Origin of the sequence: Pseudomonas sp. HR96 (assembly GCF_034059295.1) — a bacterium.
Classification (GTDB): Bacteria; Pseudomonadota; Gammaproteobacteria; order Pseudomonadales; family Pseudomonadaceae; genus Aquipseudomonas.
Window position 1 is genome coordinate 5,433,201 of sequence record NZ_CP139141.1, and the last position, 15,990, is coordinate 5,449,190.

The 15,990-nt window shown below is 62.2% G+C and carries 16 protein-coding genes; 12 read left to right on the top strand and 4 right to left on the bottom strand.

What is annotated here, in order from left to right; all coding sequences use genetic code 11:
- Nucleotides 1–889: 889 nt before the first annotated feature.
- The 9 genes from SFA35_RS24305 to SFA35_RS24345 all read left to right on the top strand — a co-directional run bounded on the left by SFA35_RS24305 (nucleotide 890) and on the right by SFA35_RS24345 (nucleotide 6,705).
- On the top strand, nucleotides 890–1,168 hold the full coding sequence (locus SFA35_RS24305) for a type II toxin-antitoxin system RelE/ParE family toxin (RefSeq protein ID WP_320579206.1): 279 nt from the start codon (nucleotides 890–892) through the stop codon (nucleotides 1,166–1,168).
- 10 nt (nucleotides 1,169–1,178) lie between these two features.
- The gene (locus tag SFA35_RS24310) at nucleotides 1,179–1,481 is read left to right on the top strand and encodes a HigA family addiction module antitoxin (protein ID WP_320573541.1); all 303 of its coding nucleotides are present in this window, start codon (nucleotides 1,179–1,181) and stop codon (nucleotides 1,479–1,481) included.
- Nucleotides 1,482–1,584: 103 nt separating this feature from the next.
- Nucleotides 1,585–1,893 carry a hypothetical protein gene (locus tag SFA35_RS24315; protein ID WP_320573543.1) on the top strand — a complete coding sequence of 103 codons (309 nt, stop codon included), beginning with the start codon at nucleotides 1,585–1,587 and terminating at the stop codon, nucleotides 1,891–1,893.
- 335 nt (nucleotides 1,894–2,228) lie between these two features.
- Complete coding sequence (locus tag SFA35_RS24320; protein WP_320573545.1) at nucleotides 2,229–2,753, top strand: phage infection protein; 525 nt, start codon at nucleotides 2,229–2,231, stop codon at nucleotides 2,751–2,753.
- Between the two features lie 327 nt (nucleotides 2,754–3,080).
- Nucleotides 3,081–3,749 (top strand): phage infection protein, encoded by a 669-nt coding sequence (locus tag SFA35_RS24325; protein ID WP_320573547.1) that lies wholly within the window; start codon nucleotides 3,081–3,083, stop codon nucleotides 3,747–3,749.
- A gap of 326 nt (nucleotides 3,750–4,075) precedes the next feature.
- Nucleotides 4,076–4,528 (top strand): phage infection protein, encoded by a 453-nt coding sequence (locus tag SFA35_RS24330; RefSeq protein WP_320573550.1) that lies wholly within the window; start codon nucleotides 4,076–4,078, stop codon nucleotides 4,526–4,528.
- Between the two features lie 208 nt (nucleotides 4,529–4,736).
- Complete coding sequence (locus SFA35_RS24335) at nucleotides 4,737–5,144, top strand: hypothetical protein (RefSeq protein ID WP_320573551.1); 408 nt, start codon at nucleotides 4,737–4,739, stop codon at nucleotides 5,142–5,144.
- Nucleotides 5,145–5,461: 317 nt separating this feature from the next.
- Nucleotides 5,462–5,914 carry a phage infection protein gene (locus SFA35_RS24340; protein ID WP_320573553.1) on the top strand — a complete coding sequence of 151 codons (453 nt, stop codon included), beginning with the start codon at nucleotides 5,462–5,464 and terminating at the stop codon, nucleotides 5,912–5,914.
- 410 nt (nucleotides 5,915–6,324) lie between these two features.
- On the top strand, nucleotides 6,325–6,705 hold the full coding sequence (locus tag SFA35_RS24345; RefSeq protein WP_320573555.1) for a hypothetical protein: 381 nt from the start codon (nucleotides 6,325–6,327) through the stop codon (nucleotides 6,703–6,705).
- 158 nt (nucleotides 6,706–6,863) lie between these two features.
- On the opposite strand, the gene SFA35_RS24350 is transcribed toward SFA35_RS24345, so the two are convergent.
- The 3 genes from SFA35_RS24350 to SFA35_RS24360 form a co-directional block, all read right to left on the bottom strand.
- The gene (locus SFA35_RS24350; RefSeq protein WP_320573557.1) at nucleotides 6,864–7,271 is read right to left on the bottom strand and encodes a hypothetical protein; all 408 of its coding nucleotides are present in this window, start codon (nucleotides 7,269–7,271) and stop codon (nucleotides 6,864–6,866) included.
- A 125-nt stretch (nucleotides 7,272–7,396) separates the two neighbouring features.
- Entirely contained in the window at nucleotides 7,397–8,707 is a 1,311-nt protein-coding gene (locus SFA35_RS24355) for an aryl-sulfate sulfotransferase (protein WP_320573559.1), read from the bottom strand.
- 21 nt (nucleotides 8,708–8,728) lie between these two features.
- The gene (locus SFA35_RS24360) at nucleotides 8,729–11,080 is read right to left on the bottom strand and encodes a TonB-dependent receptor (RefSeq protein WP_320573561.1); all 2,352 of its coding nucleotides are present in this window, start codon (nucleotides 11,078–11,080) and stop codon (nucleotides 8,729–8,731) included.
- A 132-nt stretch (nucleotides 11,081–11,212) separates the two neighbouring features.
- Here SFA35_RS24360 and SFA35_RS24365 point away from each other — a divergent pair, with 132 nt between their 5' ends.
- Together SFA35_RS24365 and SFA35_RS24370 are read left to right on the top strand one after the other, a co-directional pair.
- Nucleotides 11,213–12,163, top strand: coding sequence for a LysR family transcriptional regulator (locus SFA35_RS24365; RefSeq protein ID WP_320573564.1), 951 nt, complete (start codon nucleotides 11,213–11,215; stop codon nucleotides 12,161–12,163).
- A gap of 102 nt (nucleotides 12,164–12,265) precedes the next feature.
- Nucleotides 12,266–13,873, top strand: a complete 1,608-nt coding sequence (locus tag SFA35_RS24370; protein ID WP_320573566.1) for an alkaline phosphatase family protein — start codon at nucleotides 12,266–12,268, stop codon at nucleotides 13,871–13,873.
- On the opposite strand, the gene SFA35_RS24375 is transcribed toward SFA35_RS24370, so the two are convergent.
- Nucleotides 13,874–14,791, bottom strand: a complete 918-nt coding sequence (locus tag SFA35_RS24375) for a TauD/TfdA family dioxygenase (RefSeq protein WP_320573568.1) — start codon at nucleotides 14,789–14,791, stop codon at nucleotides 13,874–13,876. It lies immediately after the preceding gene.
- Nucleotides 14,792–14,958: 167 nt separating this feature from the next.
- On the opposite strand from SFA35_RS24375, the gene SFA35_RS24380 reads away from it, so the two are divergent.
- Entirely contained in the window at nucleotides 14,959–15,888 is a 930-nt protein-coding gene (locus SFA35_RS24380) for a LysR family transcriptional regulator (RefSeq protein ID WP_320573570.1), read from the top strand.
- Nucleotides 15,889–15,990: the final 102 nt, after the last annotated feature.

The window sequence follows — 15,990 nt, forward strand, 5'->3', positions numbered from 1 at the left end:
TATGCGCCTCGGCCCTGAATGACCCCCACCGCTGTCAAACCACCCCTTGCGCTCCAAAAGCCACGCACGTCGGCACATTCATCCACCGTCCAAATGTGGGAGTGGGCAAAGCCCACGAGAGGCCGCTAGGCCGGCCTGGTGCCTTGAAGAAATATGGCTTGCGCGCCTGATGGGCTGTGGAAAACTCGACATTGCCCAAGTTGAGCGTTATCCACAGGCGCTAAATTATCCCACCCAGGCCGGAGGACGACACTTGTCCACAGGCGTGACTACGAGCCTAGTCGCGTTGGCGACGTGGCCCGGAAGCTGGGAGGTCATGTCCCTCGTGCAGCGGATCATTCCAAGTACGATTTCGCGTCTGGTAGCTCGTACGGTCACTACCCATGTGATGGATGCCTACTCAACATCGTTGCCCCTGCGGCAACCACCCTACCCTTCTCCCAGCAGCAACCTACCCGATTGCACATTTCGTGTGCGCGAATCCTTTGCCCGTCTCTTTCTACAAGCTAGAGACGGGCGCTCAAACCACTGATGCAGCCCATATAGAACGTGGCTTTGCCGCAATCCTCCTCATGACAGTCGGCGTGACAAACACCGAAGTCATCAGCAACAGCGATTTGGACGATGGTGCCGCAGACCATGGATTGGACTGCGGTAAGCCTGCAGTCAGGCATGCCCCTACTACATAGCTACCTTCGCTCGTCTCAAGACCTCGTGGCGTTGGTCCTCAGCCGTTACTGCTTCCACCAGCCCACCGGAGGAGGCCAGATCATGAGATAGCCATGCTCCCAATCGCAGGGAGCCGTGCGTCGAAGGTTGGCGCATGCTCCTTTGTAGCAAGGCGTTGCAGATCGTTGAAAACCGTGATCAAATGCATCACGATCTTCGGATGATAAAGAGCTTTCAACACAAAGGTCTCAAGCTTTTTTACGAGACCGGGTCAACCCGCGGTATCCGGGCAGATCATGCCAAACGGCTCGCGCGCGCCCTGCATTTTCTGGATCGTGCGGCGTCCCCTGGCGACGTAGACATTCCCGGTTGGAGATTGCATCCGCTCAAGGGGGATCTGGCGCAATATTGGTCCATCACCATCAGCGGGAGCTGGCGTGTAATTTTCCGGTTCGACGATAGCGATGTTGAACTGATTAATTATCTGGATTACCACTGAGGCGCACCTAATGACTATGTTCAACCCACCACATCCCGGTGAAACTTTGCTGGAAGACGTGCTGCCTGCCCTTGATATCAAGATTGCAGAGTTTGCTCGCCGCCTCGGCTACGCGAGAGAAACGTTGTCACGGATCCTGCATGGACACGCACCCATCAGTCCTGATCTGGCTGTTCGGCTTGAGCGGGCCGGTATTGGGAATGCCCGCACGTGGCTGGCCGTTCAGGCTGACTGGGATCTTTGGCAAGCGGAGCGAAGAGAACAGCCCGTTATCCACAGATTCGCGGAGATTGAGCAGAGCAGAACGGACTAGGAGGGTGATCAATCAGGCGTGCACTCACTAAGCAAGTCTTAGTAGTCCTTCGAAGCAAAGACGGTAGCCTTGAGCTTCGTCCGACCTTCAAGGACCGACCAAAATGCCTATCAATGCCAGCACTCACCGCCTGCAACGCAGCCTGCAATCGCACGCAACTCAAGCTTGCTTGCCAGAGCTCGAGATGATCCATGAATGGGAACGGGAGGTCTCTCAGATCTTCGAATCTCTCGCGGCACTGACCTATGGCGTCCAGGATCTGGGCGAAGTCAGTGCCGGGATCGCCTTGTTCAACCAACTCCTGGACGCTTCGGAAGCTAACTGCCTGAGCGCGGATCAGATTCGTTCGCTGCTGATGCCGCTGCAAATCAAGCTTGAGGCTGGGGTCGAGCAGGTACGGAATGCGCTTTAGACATGTCGCAGGCAACAGGGTCGGCCTGCAAAAGCTGGTTCGTGAGCATTACAGTGGATTGCGCTGATGCCTTCCTGAGCAAGCTCGGCCCTACAGGACCTGATGAAGGCTGCAGAGTCTTTCCGCATTTCCGCGTCCAGGGGATAAATGTGCGTCAGGCGTGAACCGGTCGCTTGCGCTCCGTATCGCGGGCTCTGCCCGCTCCTCCTTTTTCGACCGTGGCCAGCCATCATTTGCGGCGATACCTACAATCATCCCAATGAAATTCTCAAAAAAACCTCGGGGCGTAGACTTGCCACATACCCCAAACAAACCAGGTTACGGAGAACTTCATCATGAAAGGCCAAATCATCCTCAGCATCGCTTTCTCGGTACTCGCAGCCAATGCATTCGCGCAGCCACTGACTCAATCGGTTGTTCAGCATCAAGCTTCGCAAGGTGTCGTGAAGCAGTTGATGGCTGAAGGCGGTTCTGATCGGGTTCTGCATCGTTTGGCTCAGGATGGTTCGGATCGCACCATGAATCGGGTTGCTCAGGACGGTTCGGACCGCACCATGAACCGTGTTGCACAAGACGGCTCGGATCGCACCATGAACCGTGTTGCACAGGACGGCTCGGACCGCACCATCAACCGTGTTGCACAGGACGGTTCGGACCGCACCATGAATCGCGTTGCACAGGATGGTTCGGACCGCACCATGAACCGTGTTGCCCAAGATGGCTCCGACCGCACCCTGGTCCGCGTCGCTCAAGACGGCTCGGACCGCGCTCTGAACCGCGTTGCCCAAGATGGCTCTGACCGCACCCTGGTCCGCGTTGCCCAAGACGGCTCCGACCACGTGCTGAACAACCGCGTATGAGTCAGTGCCTCAGCAGTATTCATGGCAAACAGAAAGCCCACCTCAAGCAGGTGGGCTTTTTGTTTGGGCGAAGCTGGAAAACCGTGTCGTCTGTTTCGCGAGCAAGCTCGTTCCTTCGGGATTGGCGTTAGGCGTCGAGAGATGCATCAAGCTGAAACCGGTCGCTTGCGCTCCCTATCGCGGGCTCTGCCCACTCCTACATTTTCGACCGTGACCAGCCATCATTTGCGGCGATACCCACAATCATCCCAATGAAATTCTCAAAAAAACCTCGGGGCGTAGACTTGCTACATACCCCAAACAAACCAGGTTACGGAGAACTTCATCATGAAAAGCCAACTCATCCTCAGCATCGCTTTCTCGGTACTCGCAGCCAATGCATTCGCGCAGCCACTGACTCAATCGGTTGTTCAGCATCAAGCTTCGCAGGGTGTCGTGAAGCAGTTGATGGCTGAAGGCGGTTCTGATCGGGTTCTGCATCGTTTGGCTCAGGATGGTTCGGATCGGACTATGAATCGGGTTGCTCAGGACGGTTCGGACCGCACCATGAACCGTGTTGCACAAGACGGCTCGGATCGCACCATGAACCGTGTTGCACAGGACGGCTCGGACCGCACCATCAACCGTGTTGCACAGGACGGTTCGGACCGCACCATGAATCGCGTTGCACAGGATGGTTCGGACCGCACCATGAACCGTGTTGCACAAGACGGCTCGGATCGCACCATGAACCGTGTTGCACAGGACGGCTCGGACCGCACCATCAACCGTGTTGCACAGGACGGTTCGGACCGCACCATGAATCGCGTTGCACAGGATGGTTCGGACCGCACCATGAACCGTGTTGCCCAAGATGGCTCCGACCGCACCCTGGTCCGCGTCGCTCAAGACGGCTCGGACCGCGCTCTGAACCGCGTTGCCCAAGATGGCTCTGACCGCACCCTGGTCCGCGTTGCCCAAGACGGCTCCGACCACGTGCTGAACAACCGCGTGTGAGTCAGTGCCTCAGCAGTATTCATGGCAAACAGAAAGCCCACCTCAAGCAGGTGGGCTTTTTGTTTGGGCGAAGCTGGAAAACCGTGTCGTCTGTTTCGCGAGCAAGCTCGTTCCTTCGGGATTGGCGTTAGGCGTCGAGAGATGCATCAAGCTGAAACCGGTCGCTTGCGCTCCCTATCGCGGGCTCTGCCCACTCCTACATTTTCGACCGTGACCAGCCATCATTTGCGGCGATACCCACAATCATCCCAATGAAATTCTCAAAAAAACCTCGGGCGTAGACTTGCTACATACCCCAAACAAACCAGGTTACGGAGAACTTCATCATGAAAAGCCAACTCATCCTCAGCATCGCTTTCTCGGTACTCGCAGCCAATGCATTCGCGCAGCCACTGACTCAATCGGTTGTTCAGCATCAAGCTTCGCAAGGTGTCGTGAAGCAGTTGATGGCTGAAGGCGGTTCTGATCGGGTTCTGCATCGTTTGGCTCAGGATGGCTCGGATCGGACCATGAATCGGGTTGCTCAAGATGGTTCGGATCGGACCATCAATCGTGTTGCACAGGATGGTTCAGATCGCACCATGAACCGTGTTGCCCAAGATGGTTCGGACCGGACCATGAACCGCGTTGCCCAAGATGGCTCGGATCGCACCATGAATCGCGTTGCTCAAGACGGTTCCGACCGTGCTCTGAATCGCGTTGCCCAAGACGGCTCCGACCGCACCCTGATCCGCGTTGCCCAGGACGGTTCTGACCGCGTGCTGAACAATCGCGTATGAGTCAGTACCTCGGCAGTATTCAAGGCAAACGAAGAGCCCACCTCAAGCAGGTGGGCTTTTTGTTTGGGGGTTCGCGCAGGGCACCATGCGTAGCCGCGTACTTTTGTACGAAGAATCACCCTTCACGTTGGGAAAAGTCCTATAGATCCCCGCCTCTCACTTCCCTAGCCTTGAGACCCTAACTGGGGTGGTACAGGCGGGAAGTCGAATGACTGAGAGAACGTATCTAACGGCAGCTGAAATGCTTAGCGCCAATCTGACCGGCACCGTCGCACTGCTGCTTACCGTTGGCCTTCTGATCAGCATGTGCTTGACCCTCTATATAGCCTTTTTCAAGCTGGATCAGGTGCTGGACCGTATGAGTAAGGCCTTACTCAGGGCGCGGAGATGTCCTTTCCCTAATGGCGCTATGGGCCGGATTCGGGTGATAGGTGAACTGATGGGGTTGGCGGCGTTTCCGAGCGTTGCAATTAATAACGGAAGCGCTACGGCCGAGGAAATACAAAGCATACCGGTGGGGATGAGGAGTCTACTCAAGCGGATGTTTTGGGGAAATGTGGGACTGCTGGGGGCTGGAGCTGCTCTGTGGCTAGCTTACAAACTCGAAGCTGTGTGAGGACACATCTGTCACCGATGGCTTGGATAGGTGATTGCAGTTCTTAGGAGCCGCGTTAAGGGATTGGCGTTAGGCGTCGAGAGATGCATCAAGCTGAAACCGGTCGCTTGCGCTCCCTATCGCGGGCTCTGCCCGCTCCTACATTTTTGACCGAGACCATCCAGCCAGTCAGTCAGCCAGCCAGCCAGCCAGCCAGCCAGCCAGCCAGCCATCATTTGCGGCGATACCCACAATCATCCCAATGAAATTCTCAAAAAAACCTCGGGGCGTAGACTTGCTACATACCTCAAACAAACCAGGTTACGGAGAACTTCATCATGAAAAGCCAAATCATCCTCAGCATCGCTTTCTCGGTACTCGCAGCTAATGCATTCGCGCAGCCACTGACTCAATCGGTTGTTCAGCATCAAGCTTCGCAGGGTGTCGTGAAGCAGTTGATGGCTGAAGGCGGTTCTGATCGGGTTCTGCATCGTTTGGCTCAGGATGGTTCGGATCGGACTATGAATCGGGTTGCTCAAGATGGTTCGGATCGCGCTCCGAATCGTGTGGCTCAAGATGGTTCGGATCGGACCATCAACCGTGTTGCACAGGACGGTTCAGATCGCACCATGAACCGTGTTGCCCAAGATGGTTCGGACCGGACCATGAACCGCGTTGCCCAAGATGGCTCGGATCGCACCATGAACCGTGTTGCACAGGACGGCTCCGACCGCACCCTGATCCGCGTCGCCCAGGACGGCTCGGACCACGTGCTGAACAATCGCGTATGAGTCAGTGCCTCGACAGTATCAAAGGCAAACAAAAAACCCACCTCAAGCAGGTGGGTTTTTTGTTTGGGCCGGGGCGAATACCGCGCCGTCTGGTTCGCGAGCAAGCTCGTTCCTACGCGACTGGCGTTAGGCGTCGAGAGATGTATCAAGCTTAAACCGGTCGCTTGCGCTCCCTCTCGCGGGCTCTGCCCGCTCCCACATTTTTGACCGAGACCATCCACCCATCCACCCATCCACCCAGTCAGCCAGTCAGCCAGTCAGCCAGTCAGCCAGTCAGCCAGTCAGCCAGTCAGCCAGTCAGCCATCATTTGCGGCGATACCCACAATCATCCCAATGAAATTCTCAAAAAAACCTCGGGGCGTAGACTTGCCACATACCCCAAACAAACCAGGTTACGGAGAACTTCATCATGAAAAGCCAAATCATCCTCAGCATCGCTTTCTCGGTACTCGCAGCTAATGCATTCGCGCAGCCACTGACTCAATCGGTTGTCCAGCATCAAGCCCCGCAGGGTGTCGTGAAGCAGTTGATGGCTGAAGGCGGCTCTGATCGGGTTCTGCATCGTGTGGCCCAAGACGGCTCCGACCGCACCATGAACCGCGTCGCCCAGGACGGCTCCGACCGCACCCTGATCCGCGTCGCCCAAGACGGCTCCGACCGCACCATTAACCGCGTCGCCCAAGACGGTTCCGACCGCACCATGAACCGTGTCGCCCAGGACGGCTCCGACCGCACCCTGATCCGCGTCGCCCAGGACGGCTCGGACCACGTGCTGAACAATCGCGTATGAGTCAGTGCCTCGACAGTATCAAAGGCAAACAAAAAACCCACCTCAAGCAGGTGGGTTTTTTGTTTGGGCCGGGGCGAATACCGCGCCGTCTGGTTCGCGAGCAAGCTCGTTCCTACGGGATTGGCATCAGCCTCGAGCCAGGCACTCCCGCATAGCCGCTACTTCACGCACATCAACACAAACGCCTGCGAGCTGTCCGCCGACGGGCCGCCTTTGCTCAGTTGGGTGACGACGGTGACGTGGGTCGCTTTGGGGGCGGCGCCCAGGCGGGCCTGGCCGTAGTAGAGGTCATCTTCGTTGCGGGTGTCGGTCAGGGAGACGGCGCAGAAGCTTGGGGCCTGGGGGTAGATGCCGGCTTTGTATTTGATTTCGTAGTTGGCCAGGTAGCCTGGGTGGACCGAGTATTTGATGCTGTCGATCCATTCCGGCGACTGGGCCTGGACCTTGCCGTCGGCGCTGATCGAGGCGGTGTAGTGCGAGACGGGGGCGGTGTCGGCGACGGCCAGGCCGCAGAAGGTCAGGCCGGCGATGGCACAGGTGGCGCGCAGGTAGTGCGTGAGGCTCATGGAGGGCCCTCCGAGGGCGGTTGGTTAGGCCGACCAATCTAGAGGGCGCACGGAGTGGAGCAAGGAGGGCTCAGTTGCAGGGTATTACGGCCTGGGGCAGCTTTTCCCTGCGGGGAATGGGCCGTCTAGCGCTGGGCCAGCTTGACCGGCGTTTGCGCACGCGGGGTGCCGGCCGGGACCCAGTCGTAGTTGACGGGCAAGGCGCGATACACCCAGTTACTAATTGCCTCGCTGCCCGGCGCCTGGCCGAGGTAGGGGCTGACGTATTCCCAGACGATTTCGCCGGCGCTGGTCACCTGGAAGAAGCGGCCGTTCATGCCTTCGTCGATCAGGGTGTTGCCGTTGGGCAGGCGCCGGGCGCTGCTGATGAACGAGCTGTAGAAGGCCCAGCCCGGCTGCATGGAGCTGGCGGCGCTGTACTGCCAGACGATCTGGCGGGTGGTGGGGTCGATTTCCAGCACCCGGGAACCGCTGGCCAGGCCCAGCGGCACGCTGGGGTAGCCGGCGCTGCCCTGGTTGTCGAACACCAGCAGGTGGCCGGCGCCGGGCAGGCCGGCGGGGATGATGTGGGCGTCGTGCTGGCCGACGAACTGGTCGACCGGGCGCGGCAGTGGCTGGCTGGCCTGGGGGTTGGGGCTGACGTGGGGCAGGTTCGGGCCCAAGCTCCAGACGACCTTGCCGCTGTGCTTGTCGATGATGGCGATGAAGTTGGCGTTGCGCGAGTCCAGCAGCAGGTTGTCAGGGGCGAAGCGCTGGTCGCCGGCGTCGTACCAACGGTTGGGGCCGACCACATTGAGGTTGTTGATGTGCAGGTAGTCGGGGTTGTTGCTGGCGCGCACCAGTTGCAGTTGTTCGGCGGTGAAGCCGAATTCCTCGAGGTGTTCGGAAGCCAGCCACTGCCATTGAATGCGGCCGTCGGGGGCCACTTCGTAGACCACGTCGTCGATGACTTGCGGCACCTTGAAGCCGGGCACCGCATGCACCTTGTTGGCCAGCACCAGTGTGTTGCCATTGCTCAGACGGCGCTGGTCGTGGTGCTGTTGCGCGGCGCCACCGGGGGCCTTGTCGCCCCACTGCCAGACCACTTTGCCGCTCCAATCCAGCTCGCCGATGCTCTGGTTGCCCAGGCCGTTGCCGGCGGCGCCGAGCTTGCCGGGGTCCTTGTCGGCCAGTTGCAGCAGCACGTGGCCGCGCTGGCCGCCGACCAGCGCCGGGTCGATGATCGCCGAGGGAAAGCCGGCCTGGGGCCAGCGCTTGACCTCGTTGCCGTCCATGTCGATCAGGTGGGTCTGCTTGTCGGCACCGCTGAAGATGACGTACTGGTTGTAGGCCTTGTCCGGGTCGTAGCGGGTCACGCCGGTGGGGTAGACGCTGGGAGCGGCGTGCACGCTGCCGGCCAGCAGGGCCAGGGTCAGGTTGATCAATGTCTTGCGCATGGTGGAGTCCTCGCCAACAGGTCAGAAGTCGTAACGGGCGGTCACGCCCAGGGTGCGTGGGCTGCCCAGCAAGCCTTCATAGCCGCCGTTGGGGGCGTTCCACAGGGTGGTGTAGTAGGTCTTGTCGAAGGCGTTCTTCAGCCAGATCGAGGTGTCCCACTGGCCTTGGCCGAGGTTGCCGCGCAGGCCCGTGGAGAGGTTGACCACGGCGTAGGACGGCAGCTGGGCGTAGCTGGAATCTTCCACGGTGCCGACTGCGTGGGTGCGGAACGAGTAGCTGCCGGTGACGTAGGGTTCCAGGCCGTTGGCCAGGTTCCACTTGTACTCGGCGTTGGCGTTGGTCACCCATTTCGAGGCGCCGACCACCTGGTGGCCGCTGAGGTCGCAGGAGGTCGGCGCGCCTGGGCGTTCGCTGACTTCCGGCGGGCACGGGGCGTCCTTGTAGGACAGGTAGCGCACGTCGTTGTAGGTGCCGTTGATGTTCAAGGTCAGGCCGCGGATGGGGATCAGCGTGCTGTCCAGCTCCAACCCGCGCGAGCGCACCGAGCCGGCGTTGGTCAGGTAGGAGACGCGGTTGGCGGCGTCGTAGGCGTTGGTCTGGTAGCCGTTGACCTGGGTCCAGAACAGGTTGGCGTTGAGCTGCAGGCGGCGGTCCCAGAGGGTGCTCTTGAGGCCCAGTTCGGCGTCGTTGGCGCGCTCGCCGCCCACCAGCAGCGAGTCGGCGCCGGCGGTCGGCGCGCTGCCCACGGCCAGGTTGACCCCGCCGGACTTCTCGCCGTGGGACAGGGTGGCGTAGCCCAGCACGTTGTCGGTGAAGTGGTAGTTCAGGCTCAGCAGGCCCGACGGGCTGGCGCTGTACTGGTTGAGGTCGCCGGAGTCGTAGGCGCCGGCTCGACCGTTGCGCTGGGCAGCGGCGGCGCCGGTGACGGCCGCGCCACCCAGCGGGGCGTTGCGGTTGACCCACGCGCTCTTCTCTTCATAGGTGCCGCGCAGGCCGGCGGTGAAGTCCAGCTTGGGCGTCAGGTGCCAGGTGCCCTGGGCGAACAGGGCGAAGCTGTTGGTGTCGATGTGGCCCTTGCCGATGCTGGTGACGTTGCTCAGCGCGCCAGCGGCGGTGCCGTTCCAGACGTCGGCCTGGGGGCCGTAGTAGGCGAAGGATTTGTTGTCCAGGTCGTTGCCGTAGTAGTACGCGCCGAGCACGTAGTCGAAGGCGCCACCGGACGGCGAGGCCAGGCGAAATTCCTGCGACCACTGTTTGTCCTGCACCGAGACGCCGGCGTTGTAGGTGGTGGCGACGTTGAGGCCATCGTCGTTGCGCGGGGTGAAGTCCCAGAAGCGGTAGGCGCTGATGGAGGTCAGGGTGTAGTCGCTGGGCAGCTTCCAGTTGGCCTCCACCGAGGTGCCGCCCTGGTGCACGGTGACGTGCTGGTCGTTGTCCAGGTTGACCTTGCGATCGGAGCCGTCCACCAGGGTGGCGCCGGCCGCCGCCGCGCGGCTCTCGTAGAGGTTGACGCCGTTGACCACCGGGCCGGTGTTGAACAGCGTGCGGGTGCCGGCGCTGGAGTCTTCCTCGTTGTAGTCACCGATCCAGCGCAGGCTGAAGTCTTCGTTGGGCTTGAACAGCAACTGGCCCCGGAAGCCGTCCCGCGAGCCGCCGTCGAACTTGCGGCTGTCGTGTTCGTTGTCGATGTCGCCGTCACTGCGGGTGCGGTAGGCCGACAGGCGCCCGGCCAGCTCGTCGGTGATCGGCCCGGAGATCGTGCCCTTGGTCTGGAAATAGCCGTCCTCGCCCACCGAGGTCTCGATGGTGCGCTCGGGGGTGAAGGTCGGGGCGCGGGTGGTGATGTTGAGCACCCCGGCGGTGGTGTTCTTGCCGAACAGGGTGCCTTGCGGCCCGCGCAAAACATCCAGCTGGTCGATGTCCATCAGGTCGAACACGGCCATCCCCGGGCGGCCGAGGTAGACGTTGTCGATGTACAGGCCGACGCTGCCTTCCAGGCCGTCGCTGGCCGGGTTGTTGCCCAGCCCGCGGATCGAGATGCTCGACTGGCGTGCGTGCATGTAGGCGACGTTGAGGCTCGGCGCCAGCTGCTGGATGTCCTGGATGCGGTAGATACGTTGCGCCTCCAGGGTCTGCCCGGTGACCACGGTGATCGGCGTCGGTACGTCCTGGGCACTCTCTTCACGGCGCCGGGTGGTCACGGTGACGGTCTGCAGATGGGTGTCGGCGTCGGCCTGGCTGGCCGGGGTGGCGGTGCTCGTCGTATCGGCCTGGGCCAGCGAGGCGCCAGCGCTGCCGGCCAGCAACAGGGCCAGGGGCAGCCGTTTGAGCTGGCGTAAGGAGTCGGGCGAACGGTGGGAGATCGGGGTCACGGGGCGCTCCTGCATATTCCAAATGGTTTGCTATTTATATTTTTTCAAATATTTACGATATATAGAAATGCCTTTATAAGGAGTCCAGTTGCGGCATGCCAATGCATTTCCCCGATACTTTTGATGTGGCCCATGCATATCGATCTGCGCCAGTTACGACACCTCATCGCCCTCGCCGACCATCGCAGCTTCGTCGCTGCCGCCGTGGCCGTGAACCTTTCGCAGTCGGCGTTCAGCCGCAGCATCCAGGCGCTGGAGCACAGCGTTGGCTGCCAGTTGATCGACCGCGCGCGCAAGGACCTGGCCCCCACCCAACAGGGCCAGGTGGTGCTCGACCATGCGCGGCGGTTGGTCAGCGGCGCGCGTCAGCTGACCAACGAGATCATCCAGTTCAAAGGGCTCGAAGCCGGCGAGCTGCGCTTCGGCTGCGGCCCGGCGCCAGCGGCGGGGCTGATTCCGCGGGCGGTGGGGGCATTCATCGGCCATTACCCGCAGGCGCGGGTGCATTTTCAGGTGGACGACTGGCAGAGCCTGAGCAAGCGCCTGCTGGGCGACGAGTTCGAGTTCTTTGTCGCCGACACCCGCCAGTTCGAGGCGGACCCGGACTACCTGACCCAGCGCCTGCGCCCTCGCCAGTGGCATTTCTGCTGCCGGGTCGGGCATCCGCTGGCGCAGCAGGCCAGGGTCAGCGCCGAGCAGCTGTTCAGCTATCCACTGGCGGTGACCATCCGCCCGCCAAACCTGCGCAAGGTCATCGCCGACCTCAGCGGGCGCCCCGACTACCAGCCCAATGTGGAGTGCGAGCACAGCTACAGCCTGCTGGGCGTGGTGCTGCGCTCGAACGCCATCGGCATCTGCGGCTCGTACAGCGATGCCCTGTACAGCGCCAAAGGCGAGCTGGTGCGGCTGAGCGTCGACGGCCTGGCTGGCGATTGCGAAGAGACCTTTACCCGCTATGGCATCGTCAGCCGCGCCGGGCATCGGCTGTCACCCCTGGCCAAGGCGATGGTCGAGCAGATCAAGCGCACCGATGACGAGGATGTCGGGGCCGAGGCGTATGAATTGAGCAATCTGGCGGTCTGATCGGGTTATGCAATCGCTGCATCTGACCCATTCACCAAATGCGCTTGTCGCACGGCATCGCTCACCGCGAAATAGGCGCCACCTTTCCACCGGTGATCCGTCATGCCTGCCCCCACCCCAATCCGCAACGTGCTTTACATCATGTGCGACCAGCTGCGTCGCGATTACCTGTCGTGCTATGGCCACCCGCACCTGCAAACGCCCAACCTCGATCGCCTGGCCGCTGCCGGCGTGCGTTTCAGCCGCGCCTACACCCAGGGCACCATCTGCGGCCCGTCGCGGATGTCGGCCTACACCGGGCGCTATGTCAGCAGCCATCAGGTGGCCTGGAATGGCGTGCCATTGCCGCTCGACGAGCTGACCCTGGGCGACTACCTGCGCCCGGCCGGGATCCGCACGGCGCTGGTCGGCAAGACCCACGCCACGCCCAACGACGCCGCCCTGGCGCGCCTGCAACCGCACAGCGAGGCGGCCGAGCAGCTCAGCGAGGTCGGCTTCGAAGCCTTTTTCCGCCACGACGGCATCTACCCCGACGACCCGCTGTTCGACGCCAAGCGCGACTCGGCGCCCTACACCCAATACCTGCGCGACCTTGGCTACGACGGCCAGAACCCCTGGCACGACTGGGCCAACGCCGCCGCCGGCGAGCACGGGGAAATCCTCAGCGGCTGGAAAATGCGCAACGCCCACCGCCCCGCGCGGGTCGCCGAAGCGCACTCGGAAACGGTGCACACCACCGACCGCGCCATCGACTTCATCGCCGAGCAGGGCGAGCAACCCTGGTGCCTGCACCTGTCGTACATCAAGCCGCATTGGCCCTACATCGCGCCGGCGCCCTACCACGCGCTGTATGGCCGCGACCAGGTGCTGCCTGCGGTGCGCGCCGCCAGCGGCCAGCGCAGCGACCACCCGGTGTACGCCGCCTTCCGCCAGCACGAAGAGAGCCTGAATTTTGCCCGCGAAGACGTGCGCCTGAACGTCATCCCCACCTACATGGGGCTGATCAAGCAGGTCGACGATCAATTGGGTCGGTTGTTCGATTACCTGCAATCGACTGGGCGTTGGGACGACACGCTGATCGTGTTCACCAGCGACCACGGCGACTTCCTTGGCGATCACGAGCTGGGCGAAAAGGAATTCCTGCTGGAGCAAGCCGTGGGCGTGCCGCTGATCGTCCGCGATCCGCGCCCGGCGGCGGACGTGACCCGCGGCACGGTGGACCGCAGCCTGGTGCAGACTATCGACGCCCTGCCGACTTTCCTCGAGGCGCTCGGCCTGCCCGGTGCCGAGCATCGTCTGGAGGGCCGCTCGCTGTTGCCGCTGCTGCATGGCGCCAGCCCGGCGTGGCGCGAGTACGCCATTGCCGAGTACGACTACGCCTTCCAGGCGCCGGCCCGCGAACGCCTGGGCCAGCCGATCGACAGCTGCCGCATGACCATGGTCTGCAGCCAGCGCTGGAAGTACCTGGCCTACGACGGCTTCCGCCCGCAGCTGTTCGACCTGCACAACGACCCCCACGAGCTGCACGACCTGGGCGCCGACCCGGCCCATGCCCAGGTGCGCGAGCAACACCTGGGCTACCTCTACCACTGGCTGCGCAACCTGAAACGCCGCACCACCATCAGCCACGAGGAGATCGAGCGCCGTGGCCAGCGCTTTCGCTACGGCGAGCCGCAGGCCAGCAAGCTGGTACCCATCGGCGAGTGGTGATCACTCAGGCTTGGCACCGCGCGTGGTGACGCTGACCTGGCCATGCACGCCATGGGGCACGTCGCCGCGCAGGGTCACCCGGCGCACGATGCGCGGCTGCTGGCCGTAGTCGTCGACCGCGTAGTGCTGGGTCGAACGGTTGTCCCAGATCGCCACGTCACCGGCGCTCCAGCGCCAGCGCACGGTGTTTTCCAGGCGCGTGACCTGGCTTTGCAGCAGGTTGAACAGGTGCTGCGAATCGCTCTGCGCGTAGCCCTTGATGCGCTTGACGAAATGCCCGAGCACCAGGCTCTTCTCGCCGCTGACCGGGTGCACGCGCACCACCGGATGCTCGGTCTCGTAGACCGTGGAAACGAACACCTTGCGGTAGCGCTCCAGCTGCTCGACGCTGGCCGAGCGCTTGACTGCGGCGTAGTCGTACTCGTTGCTGTGCACCGCCCAGAGCTTGTCCGCCAGGGCCTGCAGATCTTCGGGCAGGTCGTTGTAGGCCGCCGCCGTGTTGGCCCACACCGTGTCGCCGCCGGACGCCGGCGCCACCACCGAGCGCAGGATCGAGGCCTTGGGGTAGGCGGCGACGAAGGTCACGTCGGTGTGCCAGGAGTTGGCCCGGGCACCCTCGGCGCCGTCCAGCTCCAGCAGATAGCGGGTGCCTTCGCGCACCGGCACGGTGGGGTGGGCGATCGGCTCGCCGAGCAATTGGGCGAAGGCTTCCTGGCCCTGGTCGTCGAGGTGGGTCTGTTCGCGGAAGAACAGCACCTTGTGCTCCACCAGCGCGGCCTGGATGGCTTCGATCACTTCTGGCGGCAGCTCGCCGCCAAGGCGGATGCCGCGAATTTCGGCGCCGATACGGCCGGCGACCGGGTGCACGTCGAGTACCGCAAGGTCAGGGGTATTCAGGGTTTGCGCAGCTTGGCTCATCAGGGCTCTTCCTTTGGCTGAAGTTTTTCAACGCTATGCTTATTCCATTCAAATCTAAATGAATTGATAAACCTACGTTGACGACATAAGAGCCTTATTTAAAACTCACCCTCCCCCGAGGCACCAATTCCTTCGACCTATTTTTTGCATGCCGGGAACGCATCGCCATGGATCTTCGCCAACTGCGTTACTTCATCGCCCTCAACGAGCACCGCAGTTTCGTGCGTGCCGCCGAGGCCATGGGCATCACTCAACCGGCGTTCAGCCGCAGCATCCAGGGCCTGGAGCAGGAGTTTCGCTGCCAGCTGGTGGACCGCGGCGACAAGGAACTGCGCCCTACGCCCGAAGGCCAGGTGCTGTTGCAACATGCCTGGCGCCTGGTGCAAGGCGCCACCCAGCTGGTGGCCGAGGTCAGCCAGATGACCAAACTGGACGCCGGCGAGGTGCGCTTCGGCTGCGGCCCGGCGCCAGCAGCGCGGCTGGTGCCGGACACCCTGGCCGCGTTCACCCGCAGCTACCCGGGGGTGCGCTGCCAGTTTCACGTGGACAACTGGGAGCGCCTGAGCCGGGCGCTGAACCGCGACGAAATCGAGTTCTTCATCGCCGACATCCGCCACTTCGAAGCCGACCCGCACTTCCAGACCCAGGCACTGAGCCCGCGCAGCGGAATGTTCTACTGCCGCCCAGGGCACCCCTTGCTGCACAAGGAAAGCCTGACCACCAACGACCTGTTCGCCTACCCGCTGGCCACCGGCTTGATCCCCCCGGGGGTGCGCAAGCTGCTGGCCAACCTCAGCGGCCGCGATGACTTCACCACCCAGGTTGAATCCGAACATTTCCCGGCGCTGCGCGCAGTGGTCGAGCAGACCGACGCCATCGGTATCAGCACCGAGGAGGCCTGCGCCGAGGCGCTGGCCGCCGGGCGCATCCAGCGCCTGCACTGGCGCAACCTGCCCACCTCCCTGCACAGCCTGGCGGCCCAGTGCGGCATCGTCACGCGCAGCGGTTTTCGCCTGTCTGCCGCCGCCCGGGCGCTGCTCGAGACCCTCGGCGCCGTCGACCAGGCGCTGTATCCGCCGATGCGCGCGGCGCAATGAAAGTATTCGCGCAATGCATTGGCTGAATAGGCTACGGCGCCGGTTAAATGGCTATTTATGCCTGCGCCACCGATAAAACTTTTTTTATAGACGATCTGGTAC